Consider the following 15,820-nt stretch of genomic DNA (forward strand, 5'->3'; position numbering starts at 1 on the left):
GTTAGGGCGCGGCGACCCGCGCTGCACCGCGGTCTCGCTCTTTGCGGACCCAGGGGTTCTCGGTCTGCCGCGCCCAAGTTCAAATCCATCTTGCGATGCTGACGGCAAGATACAAGGGGTCACCCCCTGCCCCCTGCTACGCGAACATCTCCGGCTCGCGCGATCGCAGCCACACCAGCCCGCGATACATATAGTGCACGAACGACGCTGCAGTGACCGCGACCGTCGCGATTAGCAACGCGTTGAAATCTTCGGGCCAGTAGTTCCCGGCCCGCGCCAGCACGGCGATCACGCACCCCAACTGCAGAACCGTGCTCAGCTTGCCAATCAAGCTCGGCCGGACCGGCACCCGCTCACCGGTGAAGAACGAAATCATCAGGTAGCCGACGACGATCACGATGTCGCGGATCAGGACCACGCTCAGCAGGTAGCCGGGCAACTGGCCGCCGATCGTCAGAACGACGAACGCCGACACCAGCATCAACTTGTCCGCGAACGGATCGAGAAACGCCCCCAATTCAGTGCGCGAGTCGAACCATCTGGCGAGCGTGCCGTCGAGTCCGTCGGTCACCGCGGCCGCGATAAAGACATACAGCGCCGCGGTGTAGCGTTGGCGGGTCAGAAATGTCAGGAAGATCGGAATCGAACCGAGCCGGCATAGCGTCAGGAAATTGGGCAGATTGAGCAGATTGCCGTACGAGGGCGCGGGCTGCGCGCCGCGCTGCGCATAGACGCGAGTATGTGAAGGCGCTGCCATCGTGAATCGGCTTCAACGCGCGGTCAGATTACGGCGTCCGCGGCCTTGCGCAGCCGCCCTGCGACCGGCGCGCTGACGCGGGCCCGCACCGAAACCAGGCCGTCGCGATATTCCTCGCTTAGCACTTCTCCGTCCCGTCGCGCCATTGCCACCAGGTCGCCGCGCTGGGCGGGGAACGTGACCGATACTTCCTCGCGCGAGCCGCCGAGATGGGACCCGATAGCGTCGAGCAAATCGTCCAGACCCTCGCCCTTCAGCGCCGAGATCGAGACCGTGTCGTGCGCGCCGTTTCCACGCGACGGATTTTCGGCCAGGTCGGCTTTGTTCATGACGACGATACGCGGCACCGCGCCCGCGCCGATTTCCTGGAGCACTTCGTCGACAATCGTCATCCTTTCCGCCGCCAGCGGCGAGCTCGCATCGACGACGTGCAGCAGCATCGTCGCGGTGCGCACTTCCTCGAGCGTGGCCTTGAACGCGTCGATCAGCATATGCGGCAGGCGATGGATGAATCCCACCGTATCGACAATCATCACGTTCATCTTGCCCGGCAGCTTCAGGCGCCGAATCGTCGGATCGAGCGTCGAGAATGGACGATTGGCGACCTCGACACCGGCGTCGGTCAGCGCGTTCATCAGCGTGGACTTGCCCGAGTTCGTGTAACCCACCAGCGCGACGGTCGGATAGGGAACCTCGAGGCGGCGCTGGCGCTGAATCGTGCGCGTGCGCTCGACCTCGCCCAGCCGCGCTTTGAGGCGGGTGAGCCGCTCGCGCAGCCGGCGCCGGTCAACCTCGAGCTGCGTTTCTCCGGGTCCGCGCGTGCCCACGCCGCCGCCGCCCGCGCCGCCACCGCGAACGCGCGAAAGATGCGACCACTGCCGCGTCAGCCGCGGCTGCAGGTAGCTGAGCTGCGCGATCTCGACTTGCAGCTTGCCCTCGAGCGTATGGGCGCGCTGCGCGAATATATCGAGGATCAGCTGGCTGCGATCGATCACGCGAATCTTGAGTTCGCTTTCGAGATTGCGCGCCTGCGCGGGGCTGAGCGCGTCGTCGAAAATCGCGAGCGACGCGCCCTTCTCAACCGCCAGCTCGCGCACTTCGGCCGCTTTGCCCTTGCCGATAAAAGTGCGCGGATCAGGAGCTTTCAGCCGCTGGCGAACGACTCCGGCGACTTCCGCACCGGCGCTTTCGGTCAGGGCTTTGAGTTCGTCGAGCGATTCTTCGCTGCCGATTCCCGCTTCGGTACCGAGTTCGATTCCGACCAGGATGGCGCTTTCGTGATGCTCGTGGGCGACGTCGTAGGACTTTGCCAGATTCTTACCTCGATCGCGAAAATCTTACCTGCTCACTCTATCAGAAAATCGCCATCGCCGGTACGCCACCCCGCCCCCACCGGTTTAACGCTGGCATGACCAACCTGCCGCGTTCTATCTCAATTCCACCGCGCCGGGCGCCAAAACCTGCTCCATCTCGGCGATGAACGTATCGGTCGGCGTCACGCGATAGCTGTCGCCCAGCAGCATCACCGCCTCGCGGCCGTCGTCGAGGCTCAGATGCAGGTACGTCATCGATTTGCCGCGATACCGCGAGAGCATCGTCTTCAGCGCGTCGAGGCCGCCGTTTGCAAGTCGGCTCATCGGCGCCGTAATCCTCACCTCGCGGATCGAATCGAGCAGCGCCGCATCCAGCGGCACCAGTCCTTCGAGGATTATCTGGGCGCGCTCGTCGTCAACGTCGAGCTTGCCACGTGCGACCACCGGCTCGTCGCCCATGATAATCGCCTCGAACTTCTGATAGGTCTCCGACCACGCGATCGCCTCGACTGCGCCTTCGCGATCCTCGAGCGAAAAAGTCGCGTAACGCTTGCCCGACTTGTTGTTCTTCAGCTTCACCGCGTGGATCACGCCGGCTATTTGCACCGGGCTTCCGTCGGGCGCGGCGGACAGGTCGGCGGTCGTGACCTTGCTGATTCGTGCGAGTTCGCGATCGTACTTGTCCAGCGGATGCGCCGTGATGTAGAAGCCGAGCGCTTCCTTTTCGAATTTCAATTTCTCGCGCGCATCCCATTCGGGAATCGGCTCGCGCGCCGCCAGCTTGGGCACTTTGACTGCGCCCCCGAACAGGCCAATCTGGTTTTTCTCCGCGTCGCTCTGCGCCTTCTGCGCGAGTTTGATCGCATTCTCCGCCTCGGCCATCAGCGCGGCGCGCACCGCGCTCACCGAATCGAACGCGCCGCACTTGATCAGCGCCTCGAGCACGCGCCGGCTGATCAGTTGCGTGCCCACGCGCAGGCAGAAATCCGCGAGGCTCTCGAACGGACCGTTGGCCTCGCGCTGCGCGAGAATTGCCTCCGCCGGCTTGGCTCCGACCCCGCGAATTGCGGCCAGGCCGAAGCGAATCGCGCCGCCCGCAACCGTGAATTTCACCCGGCTCTGATTTACGTCGGGCGGCAGGATCGCAATCTTCATGTCGCGCAGCGCCGCGATATTCTTGTAGGTCTTGTCGACGTCGTCCATGTCGAGCGACATCAGCGCCGCCATGAACTCGTGCGGATAGTGCGCCTTCAAGTATGCGGTCGTGTAGGTGGTCAGCGCATACGCGGCGGCGTGCGAGCGGTTGAATCCATACGATGCGAACGTTTCAATCTTCTCGAAGATCGATTTGGCGAGCGTGGCGTTGACGCCGTTCTTTTTCGCGCCCTCGATAAACCGCTCGCGCTCCTTTTCCATCACGGCATGGTTCTTTTTGCCCATCGCGGCGCGCAGGATGTCGGCCTGTTCGAGCGAGTATCCCGCCAGCGCCTGCGCCGCGCGCATCACCTGCTCCTGGTACACGATGACGCCGTAGGTATCGCGCAGCACTGGCTCCAGGAGCGGGTGATCGTACTCAACCGGCTCCTTGCCGTGCTTGCGATCCACGTAATGCTGAACCATCGTCTTGCCGTCCTGCACTGCGTCGAGTGGACCGGGACGAAACAGCGATCCTGCCGCGATCACGTCGTCGAAGCAGGTCGGCTTGAGCTCCGTGATAAACCGGCGCATCCCCGAGCTCTCCATCTGGAACACCCCGACCGTGTCGCCGCGCGAGAGCATCTTGTAGGTATCGGCGTCGTCCAGCCGCAGCCGGTTCAGGTCGGGCGCCACCTTGCCGCCGGCCTTGATCAGCGCGAGCGTGTCGGCGATCAGCGTCAGGTTCTTGAGCGCGAGGAAGTCGAACTTGATCAGCCCGATTTCCTCGACGCCCTTCATCGAATACTGCGTGATCGCCAGCGCGGCTTCGTCGCGTTCCTTGTCCACGTACAGCGGCACCAGGTCGGTGAGCGGCTGATCGGAAATGACGACGCCCGCCGCATGGCGCGAGGCGTGGCGTAGCAGGCCCTCGAGCTTGAACGCGTAGTTGAAAAGATCGGGATGCAGTTTGCGCTCGGCCTTGAGCCGCGGCTCCATCTCGAGCGCGTCGGCGAGCGGAAAATCGCGGCCCTGCTTGGGCGCCGGATACAGCTTGACGATTTTGTCGGTCTCGGCGAACGACAGTCCGAGCACCCGCCCGACATCGCGAATCGCCTGCTTGCCCTTGATCGTTCCAAACGTGATTATCTGCGCGACGCGATCGTCGCCGTACTTCTTGCGCACGTAATCGAGCACCTCGTCGCGCCGCTCGAAACAAAAGTCCACGTCGATATCCGGCATCGACTTGCGCCCCGGATTCAGCCATCGCTCGAACAGCAGCCGATGCTCGACGGGATCGACTTCGGTGATTCCCAGCGCGTACGAAACCAGGCTGCCGACCACCGAGCCACGACCCGGGCCGACCGGAATTCCAAGCCCGCGCGCGTAGCCGATAAAGTCGGCGACGATCAGCATATAGCCCGAGAAGCCCATGTCGCGGATTACCGGAATCTCGCGATCGATGCGTTCCTGGTACTGCGACTCGTCGAAATCGGCGCGTCGCGCCCGGATCTCCGCCAGCCGCGCCGTCAATCCCTCGCGCGCTCGCCGCTCCATCTCGGCGTCAAGGTCAACGCCCGGACCGGACTTGAAAACCGGGAAATGAAACTTGCCGAATTCGAATTCGAAATCGATTCGCCGCGCGATCTCGACGCTGTTGCGCAACTCCTCGGCATCGGCGCCGAATGCGCTCGCCATCTCAGCGGGCGTCTTGACGTAAAGTTCGTCGGTATCGAAACGCCATCGCGTCTCATCGGCCATGGTCTTGCCGGTCTGGATGCAGAGCAGGACTTCGTGCGCCTTGGAGTCTTCGCGATGCAGGTAATGGCAATCGTTGGTCGCGACCAGCGGCAGCCCGACCTGTCTGCCGATTTCGCGCAACGCCTCGTTATACGGCGAATGGAGCTTGTTGTCCTGGAGTTCGAGATAGTAGCGGCCCGGAAACATTTTCGCGTACGACTCGGCGGTCTCGCGCGCCTTGTCCATGCGATCCTGCCGGAGCCATCGCGCGATCTCACCTGACAGGCATCCCGACAGCACGATCAATCCGCCCGACAGCTCGGCCAGAATTTCCTTGTCGATGCGCGGTTTGTAGTAGAGCCCGTCCTGGTACGCGGTCGTGAGCAGCTTGCAGAGATTTCGGTAACCTTCACGATTCTGCGCGAGCAGGATCAGATGAAAGTTGCCGCCGCCGTCGAAGTCGTCGCTGCGCGCAACTTGCGTCCGATCGGTGCGCTTGCCCGGCGCGAGGTACGCCTCGCATCCAATGATCGGCTTGACTCCGGCCGCCCTGGCCTTCTGATAAAACTCGACCGCGCCGAACATGTTGCCATGATCGGTCATCGCGATCGCTTCCATCCCGGACGCCTTGGCGTGATCGATGAGCGGCCCGATTTTGTTGGCGCCGTCGAGGAGGCTGTACTGCGTGTGGACGTGCAGATGTACGAAACTCATAGCGGCCCCTCCCCCTGCACCGGACCTGCAGCATCCGCTGCCCGTCCGTTCCCCTCACATCTATGTTGCTCGCGCGCGCCGTCAGCCGGCGATTGCTTCGCGGCGCGCGCGAGCGACGAAACCAACTACTACTTCTTTTTCTCGGCCGCCTCGGGCTTCTTGGCAGCCTCGGGCTTCTTGGCAGCCTTGTCCTTGTCGCCGCCTTCTTTGACTGCACCCTCGGCCGGAGCTGCCGCGGCGCCTTCGACCGGCGCACCTTCGACAACCGCGCCTTCGACCGGTTCCACGACTGCGGCGACTGCCACTTCCGCGACGGTCGGCGGCAGCACGCTGACGACTGGATAATCGGTGTCGAAGATCGGCTTGACGTTGCCGGGGAACTTGACCGCCGAGACGTGAATGACGTCATGAATATCGACGTCGGACACATCAACCTCGATCGAGTCGGGAATTTCCAGCGGCAGGCATTCCACGGTAGCGGTGCGCGCGAGCGGCGCCAGTATTCCGCCGTTGGCGAGGCCTTTGGCCTTGCCCGTGAACTTGAGCGCCACTTCGACGCGAACCGGCCGGTTGAGATCCACCTCGTACAAGTCCGCGTGCAGGATCTCGCCCGACACCGGAGCGCGCTGCACGTCTTTGAAAATCACGTGCTTGCCGTCGATCTCCGCGGCGCTCGACTTGAGCTTGATGATGCGCGTATGCGCGGACGCCGAAATCCTGGCCTTCAGTTCCAGCCGATCGATCGCCAGGGCCATCGGCGCGGTCGTGGGTCCGTACAATATTGCGGGCACGCGGCCACTGCGCCGCAGCGCGTTGTTCTGACCCTTGGGTCGGGTGGCGCGTTTCTCGCAGGCTAATTCACCGGTCTCCATTGTGTCCTCGCTTGATGGTTCGCGCGCTCATGCAAAGAGCGAGCTTACCGACTCCTCATTATGAATTCGCTTGACCGCTTCCGCCAGCAGGCTGGCGACCGACAGCGGCCGCAGTTTGCCGAGCTCGGCCTGTGCCTTGGCGCGCAGCGGGATAGTGTTGGTCGTGACAATTTCAGTGATGTTCGATTTATTCAGGCGATCGCAGGCCGGATCCGACAGGATCGGATGCGTCGCCACCGCGATTACTTCCGACGCGCCGGCATTGGCGACCACCTTGGCCGCCTCGGTGATGGTGCCGGCGGTGTCGATCATGTCGTCAACCAGCAGCGCGATCGAGTCCTTCACTTCGCCCACCAGTTGCATCTCGGCGACTTCGCTCGCGCGCCGGCGGCGCTTGTCGATGATCGCGAGGTTCGCGTTGAGCCGCCGCGCGTAGGCGCGCGCGCGTTCCACCCCGCCCGCATCGGGCGACACCACCGTCACCTTCTTTCCTTCGATGCGCTTGCGCAGATAACTGATCAACACCGGCATCGCGTACAGGTTGTCCACCGGAATATTGAAGAAGCCTTGAATCTGCCCGGCGTGCAGATCCACCGTGAGCACGCGATTCACGCCCGCCGTCGTGATCAGGTCGGCTACCACCTTCGCGCTGATCGGCACGCGCGGCGCAACCTTGCGATCCTGCCGGGCATAGCCGAAGTACGGCATCACCGCCGTGATGCGCCCGGCCGACGCGCGCCGCAGCGCATCGGTCAGCAGGATCAGTTCCATCAGGTTCTCGTTGGGCGGCGTGCATGTCGACTGGATGACGAAGCAATCGCCACCGCGCACGTTCTCGCGGATTTCGACCATCACTTCGCCGTCGGGAAAGCGGCCAACCTCGGCTGCACCCAGCTTCACGCCGAGATGTTCTGTCACCTCGCGCGCGAGCGCGGGATTGGAGTTCCCGGTGAAAACTTCGAGTTGGTCCTTGACCCCGTCCGACATCTTCAATTCCCCCGCGTCGTGATCATCATGCGATTCTTAAAGTAACGCAAACTACCGCGCAGATTGGCTGGGCGGGAAGGATTCGAACCTTCGAATGCCAGGTCCAAAGCCTGGTGCCTTACCAGCTTGGCGACCGCCCAGCGCATTTGAATTCAAAGGCTCAGGGCCCGCGCTTCTCCCAATCAGACAGTTAAAACTAACCGCCGGCGAAACGCCATGTGGGCGCTCAGCCGGCGACTCTCGAGCAATCCAATCTATTCGGACCGAACCGCCGCGAGACCGCACCGCACAACTGTCGCGGCGAACCTGCCCGGACTTCGACTTTAGCAGCCGGTGTGCAGGAAATGCGATGTTATTGATGCGGTTTTTCGCTGTCAATGCGTCGCCACCGCGACCATGCACAGCTCGCCTGCACTTGCTGGACTTCAGGCTACCCGGCGTCAGATTCGTCATCGGATTCGCCGTCCATGGTCGTCGCCGCAATTACCGTTGCGAACGGCGCACGACGGCGGATCTTCAGCGCCGCGCTTTCGGCCGCGTCGGTCGATTCAAACACGCCAAACACCGCGCCGCCGCTGCCCGACATTTGCGCCGCGCGGGCCCCCAAATCTTCAAGTAACCCTTTAAGGCGGCGAATCTCGGGAAATCGCGCGATCGCGACCGCGGCCAGGTCGTTTACCGCCAGCTCTGCCGAGATATCGCCGCGCGCGATCGACGCGATGTGCGCGTCGGGCGCCGCAGCGCTCCATCCCGCGGGCTCGAGCGCGCGAAAGATTGCGGCGGTGGACACCTCGAACGGCGGCACGGCGATAACTACGGGCAAGCGCGGGACTCCCGCGATCGCCACGGTCCGCTCGCCGATCCCGGTTACCCGCGACGGTCGCGGATCCAGGAAAAATGGCACGTCGGCGCCGAGCGAAAGCGCGATTCGATGCAGCCGGCTCATCGCCGCTTCGTCGGTGAGCTGCGCCGCCGCCGCCATCATGCACAATATCGTGGCGGCGTCGCTCGATCCGCCGCCGAGTCCCGCGCCAACCGGGATGTGTTTTTCCAGATCGATCAGCACTTCGGCGGTCAAATCGAATTCGCTCATGAATGAGCGCGCGGCGCGTGCCGCCAGGTTGTTCTGGCTCCTGGCGAGTTCCGCAACGTTGCAGTTGACGGTGACCGAGGGATCGTCCGCGGCGCGGACTTCGACGCGAATTTCGTCGGCGAGCGAGACCGGCAGAAACACCGAATCGAGCTCGTGATAGCCGTCGCCGCGGCGCCCGGTCACGCGCAGGAACAAATTGATCTTCGCGCACGCGCGCCCGGATAGCTCCGTTACCATTGTGGAAATTCTATTGCGGAGCCCGTGGAGCGCCCGGCAACCCCCGCGGGATCGGCACGTCGTCCTCGGGGCGGCGAAACGCGCGGCGTGAATCCTGCTGAATCACGCTGATGAAGCCCAGCAATGTGACCAGCAGCCCAAGCAACACCATCACGCGACCCGCCAGAAATACCGCGTGATAAAAATCCGTCCGCGCCGTCGCGTACGACGCCTGCCGTTGCTCAGCCGTAAGCGGTTCGAGCACCGCAGCGCCACCCGCGCCCTCATCGAGTTCGTCGAAACTCCGATAGTCCGTTCCCGCGGCCGGTTGCGAGCGCGCGACGATCATCCGGCTGTAAGTCTCGGTCCGTTCCAGCCCGACGGCCCAGTTGGCTGCGCCCAGCACGATCAGCGCGAGGCCGCTCACGATTTTCCAGTCAGTGTAGATGTCAGGAAGCTTCATTCCGTAAATCGAGATTAAGGCGCGGACGCCGGGAAAACAATGCCGCCCCCCGCGATCTATTCACTCGCAGAGGTTTTGTTGCGCCGCCCGATCGCAAGCCGCTATCATTACTGGACAAGCTCGTATGCCTGCTGAATCCCGACCCAATTCCGCCACTTCCGCCGCGACTGTCCAGCCCACAGACGCGCGGCTGGACGCGATGCTCAAGCGTTTCGAGGCCGGCGAGATGCGCGCGCTGGCTCAGCTGATCACGATGGTCGAGAATCGCGCTCCCGAGTCGAGCGCGATCATCGAGCGAATCTACGCGAAAACCGGCCGCGCGCAGGTGGTCGGAATAACCGGGCCGCCGGGCGCCGGAAAATCGACGCTCGTCAACCATCTGATCGCAAAGTATCGCGCGCTCGGCAAAAAAATCGCCGTCCTCGCCATCGATCCGTCGAGTCCGTTTTCCGGCGGCGCCGTACTTGGCGATCGCGTCCGCATGACCGACCATTACAAGGACACCGGCGTGTACATCCGCAGCCTCGCATCGCGCGGAAGCCACGGCGGACTCAGCCGCGCGGCGCGCGAAATCGTCAAACTGCTCGACGCTTACGGCAGCGACGTGATCATTATCGAGACCGTCGGCGTGGGGCAGACCGAACTTTCGATAATGGATTTGGCCGACACCACCGTGGTCGTTACCGTGCCCGAGGCCGGCGACGCCGTGCAGGTGATGAAGGCCGGGCTTAACGAAATCGCCGACGTGTTCGTCGTCAACAAGGCCGACCGCGAAGGCGCCGACCGGGTCAAGGCCGAGCTGGAACTCGGCGTGCATCTGCGCTCCGGCGAAGGATGGCGCCCGCCGGTGCTGCTCACCCAGGCCGCGGTCGATCTTGGTGTCGACGCGGTCGTCAGCGCGATTGCGAAGCACGGCGAATACCTGCGCGCACATATCGATTCGGCGCGCGAGTCCGAGCGCCGCACCCGCGAGTTCGTGGAGGTTCTGTCGGCCGAACTGGAGGAGCGCGCCGCTCGCGCCGTCGCCGACGGTGGCGCACGAGACGTGCTCGACGAGATTGCGGCGGGTAAACTGAATCCTTACAGCGCCGCGCGGCGCATAATTGAAGACCGCAAGTCGTTGATCGATCTGCTCCACAACGGCAACCCGAAACGCGCCGATTGACGCCGGCCTCGCGATGGCGACCAATCAAAAATCGAAATCCGAAGGACGCCTGTTCGCGATCGGCGATATTCACGGATGCCCCAATGAACTGGACGCGATTCTCAAGTCGATCAAGCCGGCCGCCGGCGACACGGTGGTATTCGTCGGCGACTACGTCGATCGCGGCCCGTCGGCGCGCGAGGTTGTCGAGCTCGCCCTCGAGCTGGAACGCGGCGACGCGGAATGCGTGTTCCTGAAGGGCAATCACGAGGACATGATGCTGTCGTTTCTCGGCATGCCGGGAAATTACGGCGAGTCGTTCCTGTTCAACGGCGGCGTCGCGACGCTCGACAGCTACGGCGTGCGCGAGGAAGACCTCGAGGATGCCTTCGCGCGGATGCCCGCCACGCACCTCGACTTCATGAGCCGACTGGCCACCAGCTATCTGCGCCCGCCCTACCTCTTCGTCCACGCCGGCATCGAGCCCAGCCGCCAGCTCGAGGAGCAGCAGCCCGAAGACCTGCTGTGGATTCGGCAGGAGTTCATTTTCAGTCCGCACAAAATCGACGCGACGGTGGTCTTCGGCCACACTCCGATGCGCGGCGTGATGATCGATCTGCCGTACAAACTCGGCATCGACACCGGCCTGGTTTACGGCGGCAAGCTGACCTGCGTCGAGTTCACCGAGGGCGTGCTCTACCAGGTCCAGCGCGGGCATCGCGCGGTCAGGAGCCGCAGCATCCCGCTGCGCTGAACTAATTGCGCGCGGTCTTTCGCGGCTGGCGCGCTCACGCTAGATTTGACGGTTCCCGGTGGCGACGTAGCTCAGTTGGCTAGAGCATGCGGCTCATATCCGCAGTGTCGTAGGTTCGACTCCTACCGTCGCCACCAATTTCCCCTCGCCGTTGGGCTTCGTTGACTCATCATCTTCGCGTGCCGGTTATGGTACATTCGTGCTGCCTACGATGACCCCGGGGAAATAGCCGAAATCAAAAGCGCGGAACTTGGATGGCTGATGGAGCAGCTTCGCGTTCTGAAGGCGAAGTTCAAAAAGTGTCTTGAGCTTGGCAAATCGCAGGGCGAAACCCCGCTTTGCAGTTCGATATCCGCAACCGAGAGCCTGTGGGAAATTGAGGAGACTAAAATGCCGACACGATTCGATGGGTTCTACATCGCGCGATACGAAGGATTGGACGCGGACGCGAAACCCGGCTACGGCGTCATGTTCCTGAAGGACGGGAAGATTTACGGCGGGGACAATCTGAGCTGCTTCCTCGGAGAATTTGAAGACAATGGGAAGACGGTCGTCGCTCGGGTTAAAGTTTTCCTCATAGCGAGCCCATATCAGTCGATAACCGATGTCGATGATAAGCCATGGGACCTGCCTGACATTCACGGAGACGTGCCGCAAGGTGTCCTTCCTACGAATCTTGTCGTGGAAATGTTCGGTCAGAGACATGACACGCATCAAGATATGCGCGTGGAGTTGCAGCGAATTGCGGTCTGGAGCTGAAAAGCCGCCTTCCAGTGATCTCGTAGCGGCGGGATAGACCACCTCCTGCCGTCGCCACCATATAATTTCTTACTGGCCACCATTTTAAACTTCAGGCTGGGGAAAGCTTAAAATGCGTCGGAGCGGGCTTGGGATTCCTGCAGAAGACCAGCAGGCCTTTCCACTCGATGTAGGTTTTTGATACATTTAGGTTCTGCAGAGTCGGGGACAATGGCTAGGTGAATTAAATGGACAACGCGAGAACATTGGAGCGTGCCGGATACCAAAAAGCCGATCTGTCGGACTGGATGTTTAACAAGGCGAGGTCGAAAGCGTTTCATCTCGAAATCGTTCGCGACGCGCCAACGAGCGTCATTAATAGATGTTTGAAGGAATCGGTTGCAGAGGGCCAATTCCATTTTTACTACTGGGCGAATCCTCCTCAGTCGGGAGCGTGCGGGAAGCTGTTGGGAGAATTGAAAATGGATAAGAGAATTCGCCCAGTCACCGCGAGAGTGTACGGAAATCCCGCGTACAAGATAAGTATCTGATCCCCGCGTATTTTGGGTTTTCAGCGTATCGAGCGGATTGAAAATCCTAGTTGTTCAATATCGGCGTAGCGGCGGGAAAACCAACTCCTGCCGTCGCCACCAATCAGAAACTCATTCAGCCATCGCGCCGACGTCGCCGGCGCCGCAGTCCGCACCAACCGCCGCCCGACGACTCGTGCCCGACGATTGCCGCACGCGCGCATCGGCGGGGATCGAATGCGAATCGAAAATCAAATCGCACGCGCGAATCCAAAGGTACAGCGTGATCAGCACCATCATCGGCCCCTCCGACGCGACCACGCGCACGTTGATCCATTCCGATCGAATCGGCAGATACGCGATCGAGAACGCGAGATGGCTCATCACGACCTGGACCATGTAGCAAAGCGCGAGCAACAGACCCCATCGGCGACGGCCAAAAACCCCGATCGCGATCGCCCCGAATATTCCCGCCTCGACGATCAGCACCATGCGCGCGGCGTCGCCGTCGAATCGCATGCCGGCAACAATAGTCTCGATCGGATCGACGACGGCAATCTCGCCGACATGAACGAACGCTCTGAGCACCAGACACATCGCCCATAGCCCCGCCATCGCGGCGAAGACCCGAAGATCGAAGGGCCACGCAGCTTGCGGATAGCGGGATTGGCGATCGGTTTCCATCGGAAGTTTAGAGCCTATCAGAGCAACACAAGAGATAACAAGAGTAACTAAATTATCATCCAGCCTACCCGACCAACGGCGCAGGGGTGACCCCTGCACCCAAGGTTAAGGCCGCGCTCCGTTGTCGCGCGGTCTCTGCCGCGCACCGCCCGTGTCATTCTAGAGCGAAAGCTGCTGTGATTGAGCCGAAGCCCTGAGTGCTGCCGAAGGGGAAGAATCCCGGATCCGGGTTCCTTCGCTTCGCTCAGGATGACTCAAAAAAAGAGTGCTCAGGGTCTGCCCATCGCGTAGTCGCGAAAAGATGCGCTGCGCAGATTTTCGCGTCTTCTTTTCACCGGGTGCAGGGGTCACCCCTGCCCAAGGAGGTGCGGAACCCACGGTGGGTTCCGCATTCAATCAGTGATTTCCCTGCCCGTATGGCCACGGGAGCAATCGGGGCTAGGCGTTCTTGCCCTGCTTGCCCTCGATCCACTGGAACATCAGCGACTGGTAGTACTCGATATTCACGCCGAGCAGAAACACTTTCGGGATTCCCTCGATCTGCGCGTAGATTGCGGTATGCGTCGGGTTTTCGTTGCCGAAGGCGAGCTTGATCGGCTGCGGCTGTCCGGTGCCCTCGACGGTTATCACGGACTTGGGATGGTCGAGGCCGAACTGCGCGAGGTCGTTTGAATTCTCCGCGACCACTTCGACTGACTTCGCATTCATGAGCAGCGATGCGACCGCGTCCATCAGGTCATGCGGGATGAATTTTCCCGGCGGCGTGACGAGTTCGTAGAGCTTGCCGTCCTTGGTCTTCTGGAAATGCAGCGATTCGGCTCCGCTGGAAACGGTAATCGCGTCGATACCGCCGCTGAGCTTCAGGAGGCTCTCTTCTTTCTGCTCCAGGGCGGTCGCCGGCCTGATGCTCGGCTGAATCCAGAAATATATCGGCAGCAGGATAAAGAAGGCGATCGTGTAGAGGATTGCGGGACGCGCTCTCACGCAAAAAACCTCCGGCGCACCATGACCGTGATTGCGATCAGGAACAGGATGGCCGGTTCGAGAACCGATCCAAAAAACAGCATGTGACGCGCCTCTTGATCGCTGATATAGAAGGCGGCGGTTTCGCTTTTGTTGACCCGTTCGCGGCTCGCGATCAGCATCTCATCGCCGGCCAACTCGTTGATCAGGCTCACCGCCAGGTCGCGATTACCCAGCATCTCGATAAACTGGTTCGAGGCGAAGGCCGAACTGCCGATCCCCACCAGCCGCGTCATCTGGGTTACCGGGATGTGCGGATTCGAGGCCGGGGCGAAGTCAATTTCGGAGGCCACCGGAATCGGCCCCTTGATATCGCGACCCGCCTGGTACTCGGTGATTCCGGTCGTCAATGCATTGGGGTCGTTGGACCCCCAGCTCTCATGCGAGGACGAGAGGAACTTGTCCTCCTGCGCGAGCCGCAAGTCATCGGGCGCGATGGCGCCGACCGCGCCGGTTATCATCACGCCGCGCCCCAAAGAGAAGACCGCCGGCGCGGACATCGCACGGCTCATCGGATTTACTTCCGAGCGCAGCGGAATCTGGGTGGTGAGGATTTCGCCCGCGGTCAGGCGGTACGCGGGATCGACGACGACCTGCGGAATAAAATCGAGGTAGTACTTTTTCAGGAACTCGACCAGCGCCTGCGACCCAAAGGGATCGATCACCGCGATGTAATGTCCACCGTGACCGAGGTACCTGGCCAGCGCCGCCAATTCTTCGGGCAGAAAATCCTTGCGCGGCCCAAGCGACACGACCACCTTGGCGTCGTCGGGCACGCCGCTGGCGTACAGCGACACGTTGTCGATCTGATAGTTGTTCTGCTCGAGCAGCGCGCGCCATTGCGAGTAGCCCAGGCTGCGATCGGAATCGAACAGGTCGCGCTCGCCGTGCCCGATGGTGAAATAGATGTGCTTGTTGGCGGCGGTGGAGACTTGCAGGATCGCCGGGATCAGCTCGTCGGAGCGCGCGTTGTCGAAGTCGCGGCGCCGCCCCTGCGATTCCACGATCACCTCGCCGTAACTCGAAACGCCGTACTCGCGCGCCAGCCCGGGCGCCTTGTTGACGTCGATCACCTGGTAGGTCAGTTGCGGCGTGAACGCGGCCGCCTGGAACAGCAAATCCGCGAGTTCGAGGTAGGCGGGATCCTCGGTGCGCACAAACGCCATCACTTTGACGTTGTGCGTCAGGTCGCCCAGCACGCGCTTGTCGAAATCCGAGAGCGAATATCGTTTCTCCGGGGTCAGGTCCCAGCGGATGTTGGGGGTGGAAATTATCGCATTGGCGACTATCAGCACGGCGCCGAATGCGATCACGGTGTAAAACAGCACCGCGTAGTTCATCCAGATCGATCGGCGCTCGGCCGCGGGAGAATTTTTCAGCGCCGGCCGGTCCACTTGCGTGCCTCCATCGAGCGCTGCGTGAGAAACAGGAAAAAGACGATGAAAAAGACGAAGTAAGTAACGTGATCGAGGTCGATCACGCCCTTGGCGAAGCTGCCGAACTGATCGAACAACGAGAACGCGCGCAGCACTTCGAGCCACGAGTTGGTGAACGCCGCCTCGTTCCAGTTGAGAATCCAGAAGAACAGCAGCAGCGTGATCGTGCCCATCCCCGCCATCACCTGGCTCTCGCACAGCGACGAAATGAACACGCCGCAC

At 61.9% G+C, this 15,820-nt stretch carries 13 protein-coding genes, 2 tRNA genes and 1 pseudogene; 4 read left to right on the forward strand and 12 right to left on the reverse strand.

The window, feature by feature from the left end; all coding sequences use genetic code 11:
• Positions 1 to 136: 136 nt before the first annotated feature.
• From ABSB13_RS14250 to ABSB13_RS14285, 8 genes are all read right to left on the reverse strand, one after another.
• Positions 137 to 757: a CDP-alcohol phosphatidyltransferase family protein gene (locus ABSB13_RS14250; RefSeq protein ID WP_428109699.1), complete on the reverse strand. Its 621-nt coding sequence runs from the start codon at positions 755 to 757 to the stop codon at positions 137 to 139.
• Between the two features lie 23 nt (positions 758 to 780).
• Positions 781 to 2,070, reverse strand: coding sequence for a GTPase HflX (gene hflX, locus ABSB13_RS14255; RefSeq protein WP_428109730.1), 1,290 nt, complete (start codon positions 2,068 to 2,070; stop codon positions 781 to 783).
• A gap of 114 nt (positions 2,071 to 2,184) precedes the next feature.
• A complete protein-coding gene (gene dnaE, locus ABSB13_RS14260) occupies positions 2,185 to 5,658 on the reverse strand; it encodes a DNA polymerase III subunit alpha (protein WP_428109702.1) in 3,474 nt (1,157 codons plus the stop codon).
• Between the two features lie 128 nt (positions 5,659 to 5,786).
• The gene (locus tag ABSB13_RS14265; protein ID WP_428109704.1) at positions 5,787 to 6,530 is read right to left on the reverse strand and encodes a 50S ribosomal protein L25; all 744 of its coding nucleotides are present in this window, start codon (positions 6,528 to 6,530) and stop codon (positions 5,787 to 5,789) included.
• A 27-nt stretch (positions 6,531 to 6,557) separates the two neighbouring features.
• Complete coding sequence (locus ABSB13_RS14270) at positions 6,558 to 7,517, reverse strand: ribose-phosphate diphosphokinase (protein WP_428109707.1); 960 nt, start codon at positions 7,515 to 7,517, stop codon at positions 6,558 to 6,560.
• 64 nt (positions 7,518 to 7,581) lie between these two features.
• Positions 7,582 to 7,657 (reverse strand) — tRNA-Gln (locus tag ABSB13_RS14275).
• 290 nt (positions 7,658 to 7,947) lie between these two features.
• Positions 7,948 to 8,847 carry a 4-(cytidine 5'-diphospho)-2-C-methyl-D-erythritol kinase gene (locus ABSB13_RS14280; protein ID WP_428109710.1) on the reverse strand — a complete coding sequence of 300 codons (900 nt, stop codon included), beginning with the start codon at positions 8,845 to 8,847 and terminating at the stop codon, positions 7,948 to 7,950.
• 10 nt (positions 8,848 to 8,857) lie between these two features.
• Complete coding sequence (locus ABSB13_RS14285) at positions 8,858 to 9,289, reverse strand: hypothetical protein (RefSeq protein WP_428109713.1); 432 nt, start codon at positions 9,287 to 9,289, stop codon at positions 8,858 to 8,860.
• Between the two features lie 124 nt (positions 9,290 to 9,413).
• Between ABSB13_RS14285 and meaB the strand changes: the two genes are divergently transcribed.
• From meaB to ABSB13_RS14305, 4 genes are all read left to right on the forward strand, one after another.
• Positions 9,414 to 10,454 carry a methylmalonyl Co-A mutase-associated GTPase MeaB gene (meaB, locus tag ABSB13_RS14290; protein ID WP_428109716.1) on the forward strand — a complete coding sequence of 347 codons (1,041 nt, stop codon included), beginning with the start codon at positions 9,414 to 9,416 and terminating at the stop codon, positions 10,452 to 10,454.
• A 13-nt stretch (positions 10,455 to 10,467) separates the two neighbouring features.
• Positions 10,468 to 11,187 carry a metallophosphoesterase family protein gene (locus ABSB13_RS14295; protein ID WP_428109719.1) on the forward strand — a complete coding sequence of 240 codons (720 nt, stop codon included), beginning with the start codon at positions 10,468 to 10,470 and terminating at the stop codon, positions 11,185 to 11,187.
• Positions 11,188 to 11,247: 60 nt separating this feature from the next.
• A tRNA-Met gene (locus tag ABSB13_RS14300) sits at positions 11,248 to 11,324 on the forward strand.
• A gap of 124 nt (positions 11,325 to 11,448) precedes the next feature.
• The gene (locus ABSB13_RS14305) at positions 11,449 to 11,946 is read left to right on the forward strand and encodes a hypothetical protein (RefSeq protein WP_428109721.1); all 498 of its coding nucleotides are present in this window, start codon (positions 11,449 to 11,451) and stop codon (positions 11,944 to 11,946) included.
• A 641-nt stretch (positions 11,947 to 12,587) separates the two neighbouring features.
• On the opposite strand, the gene ABSB13_RS14310 is transcribed toward ABSB13_RS14305, so the two are convergent.
• The 4 genes and pseudogenes from ABSB13_RS14310 to ABSB13_RS14325 form a co-directional block, all read right to left on the reverse strand.
• Positions 12,588 to 13,139, reverse strand: coding sequence for a hypothetical protein (locus ABSB13_RS14310; protein ID WP_428109723.1), 552 nt, complete (start codon positions 13,137 to 13,139; stop codon positions 12,588 to 12,590).
• A 438-nt stretch (positions 13,140 to 13,577) separates the two neighbouring features.
• Complete coding sequence (locus tag ABSB13_RS14315; protein WP_428109725.1) at positions 13,578 to 14,123, reverse strand: DUF4340 domain-containing protein; 546 nt, start codon at positions 14,121 to 14,123, stop codon at positions 13,578 to 13,580.
• Entirely contained in the window at positions 14,120 to 15,556 is a 1,437-nt protein-coding gene (locus tag ABSB13_RS14320; RefSeq protein ID WP_428109728.1) for a Gldg family protein, read from the reverse strand. Before ABSB13_RS14320 ends, ABSB13_RS14315 begins: the two co-directional genes overlap by 4 nt.
• Positions 15,538 to 15,820, reverse strand: a pseudogene (locus ABSB13_RS14325) (ABC transporter permease); the annotation flags it as partial. The gene ABSB13_RS14320 and the pseudogene ABSB13_RS14325, both read right to left, overlap by 19 nt.

This window comes from Binatus sp. (SeqCode) (genome assembly GCF_050013435.1).
GTDB lineage: Bacteria > Desulfobacterota > Binatia > Binatales > Binataceae > Binatus.

Excerpts from the sequence above, each read along its gene's own strand:
- ABSB13_RS14295 (WP_428109719.1), top strand. The coding sequence starts at position 10,468 with ATGGCGACCAATCAAAAATCGAAATCCGAAGGACGCCTGTTCGCGATC.
- dnaE (WP_428109702.1), bottom strand. The coding sequence starts at position 5,658 with ATGAGTTTCGTACATCTGCACGTCCACACGCAGTACAGCCTCCTCGAC.
- ABSB13_RS14270 (WP_428109707.1), bottom strand. The coding sequence starts at position 7,517 with ATGTCGGACGGGGTCAAGGACCAACTCGAAGTTTTCACCGGGAACTCC.
- meaB (WP_428109716.1), top strand. The coding sequence starts at position 9,414 with ATGCCTGCTGAATCCCGACCCAATTCCGCCACTTCCGCCGCGACTGTC.
- ABSB13_RS14280 (WP_428109710.1), bottom strand. The coding sequence starts at position 8,847 with ATGGTAACGGAGCTATCCGGGCGCGCGTGCGCGAAGATCAATTTGTTC.
- ABSB13_RS14285 (WP_428109713.1), bottom strand. The coding sequence starts at position 9,289 with ATGAAGCTTCCTGACATCTACACTGACTGGAAAATCGTGAGCGGCCTC.
- ABSB13_RS14250 (WP_428109699.1), bottom strand. The coding sequence starts at position 757 with ATGGCAGCGCCTTCACATACTCGCGTCTATGCGCAGCGCGGCGCGCAG.
- ABSB13_RS14265 (WP_428109704.1), bottom strand. The coding sequence starts at position 6,530 with ATGGAGACCGGTGAATTAGCCTGCGAGAAACGCGCCACCCGACCCAAG.
- ABSB13_RS14310 (WP_428109723.1), bottom strand. The coding sequence starts at position 13,139 with ATGGAAACCGATCGCCAATCCCGCTATCCGCAAGCTGCGTGGCCCTTC.
- ABSB13_RS14305 (WP_428109721.1), top strand. The coding sequence starts at position 11,449 with ATGGAGCAGCTTCGCGTTCTGAAGGCGAAGTTCAAAAAGTGTCTTGAG.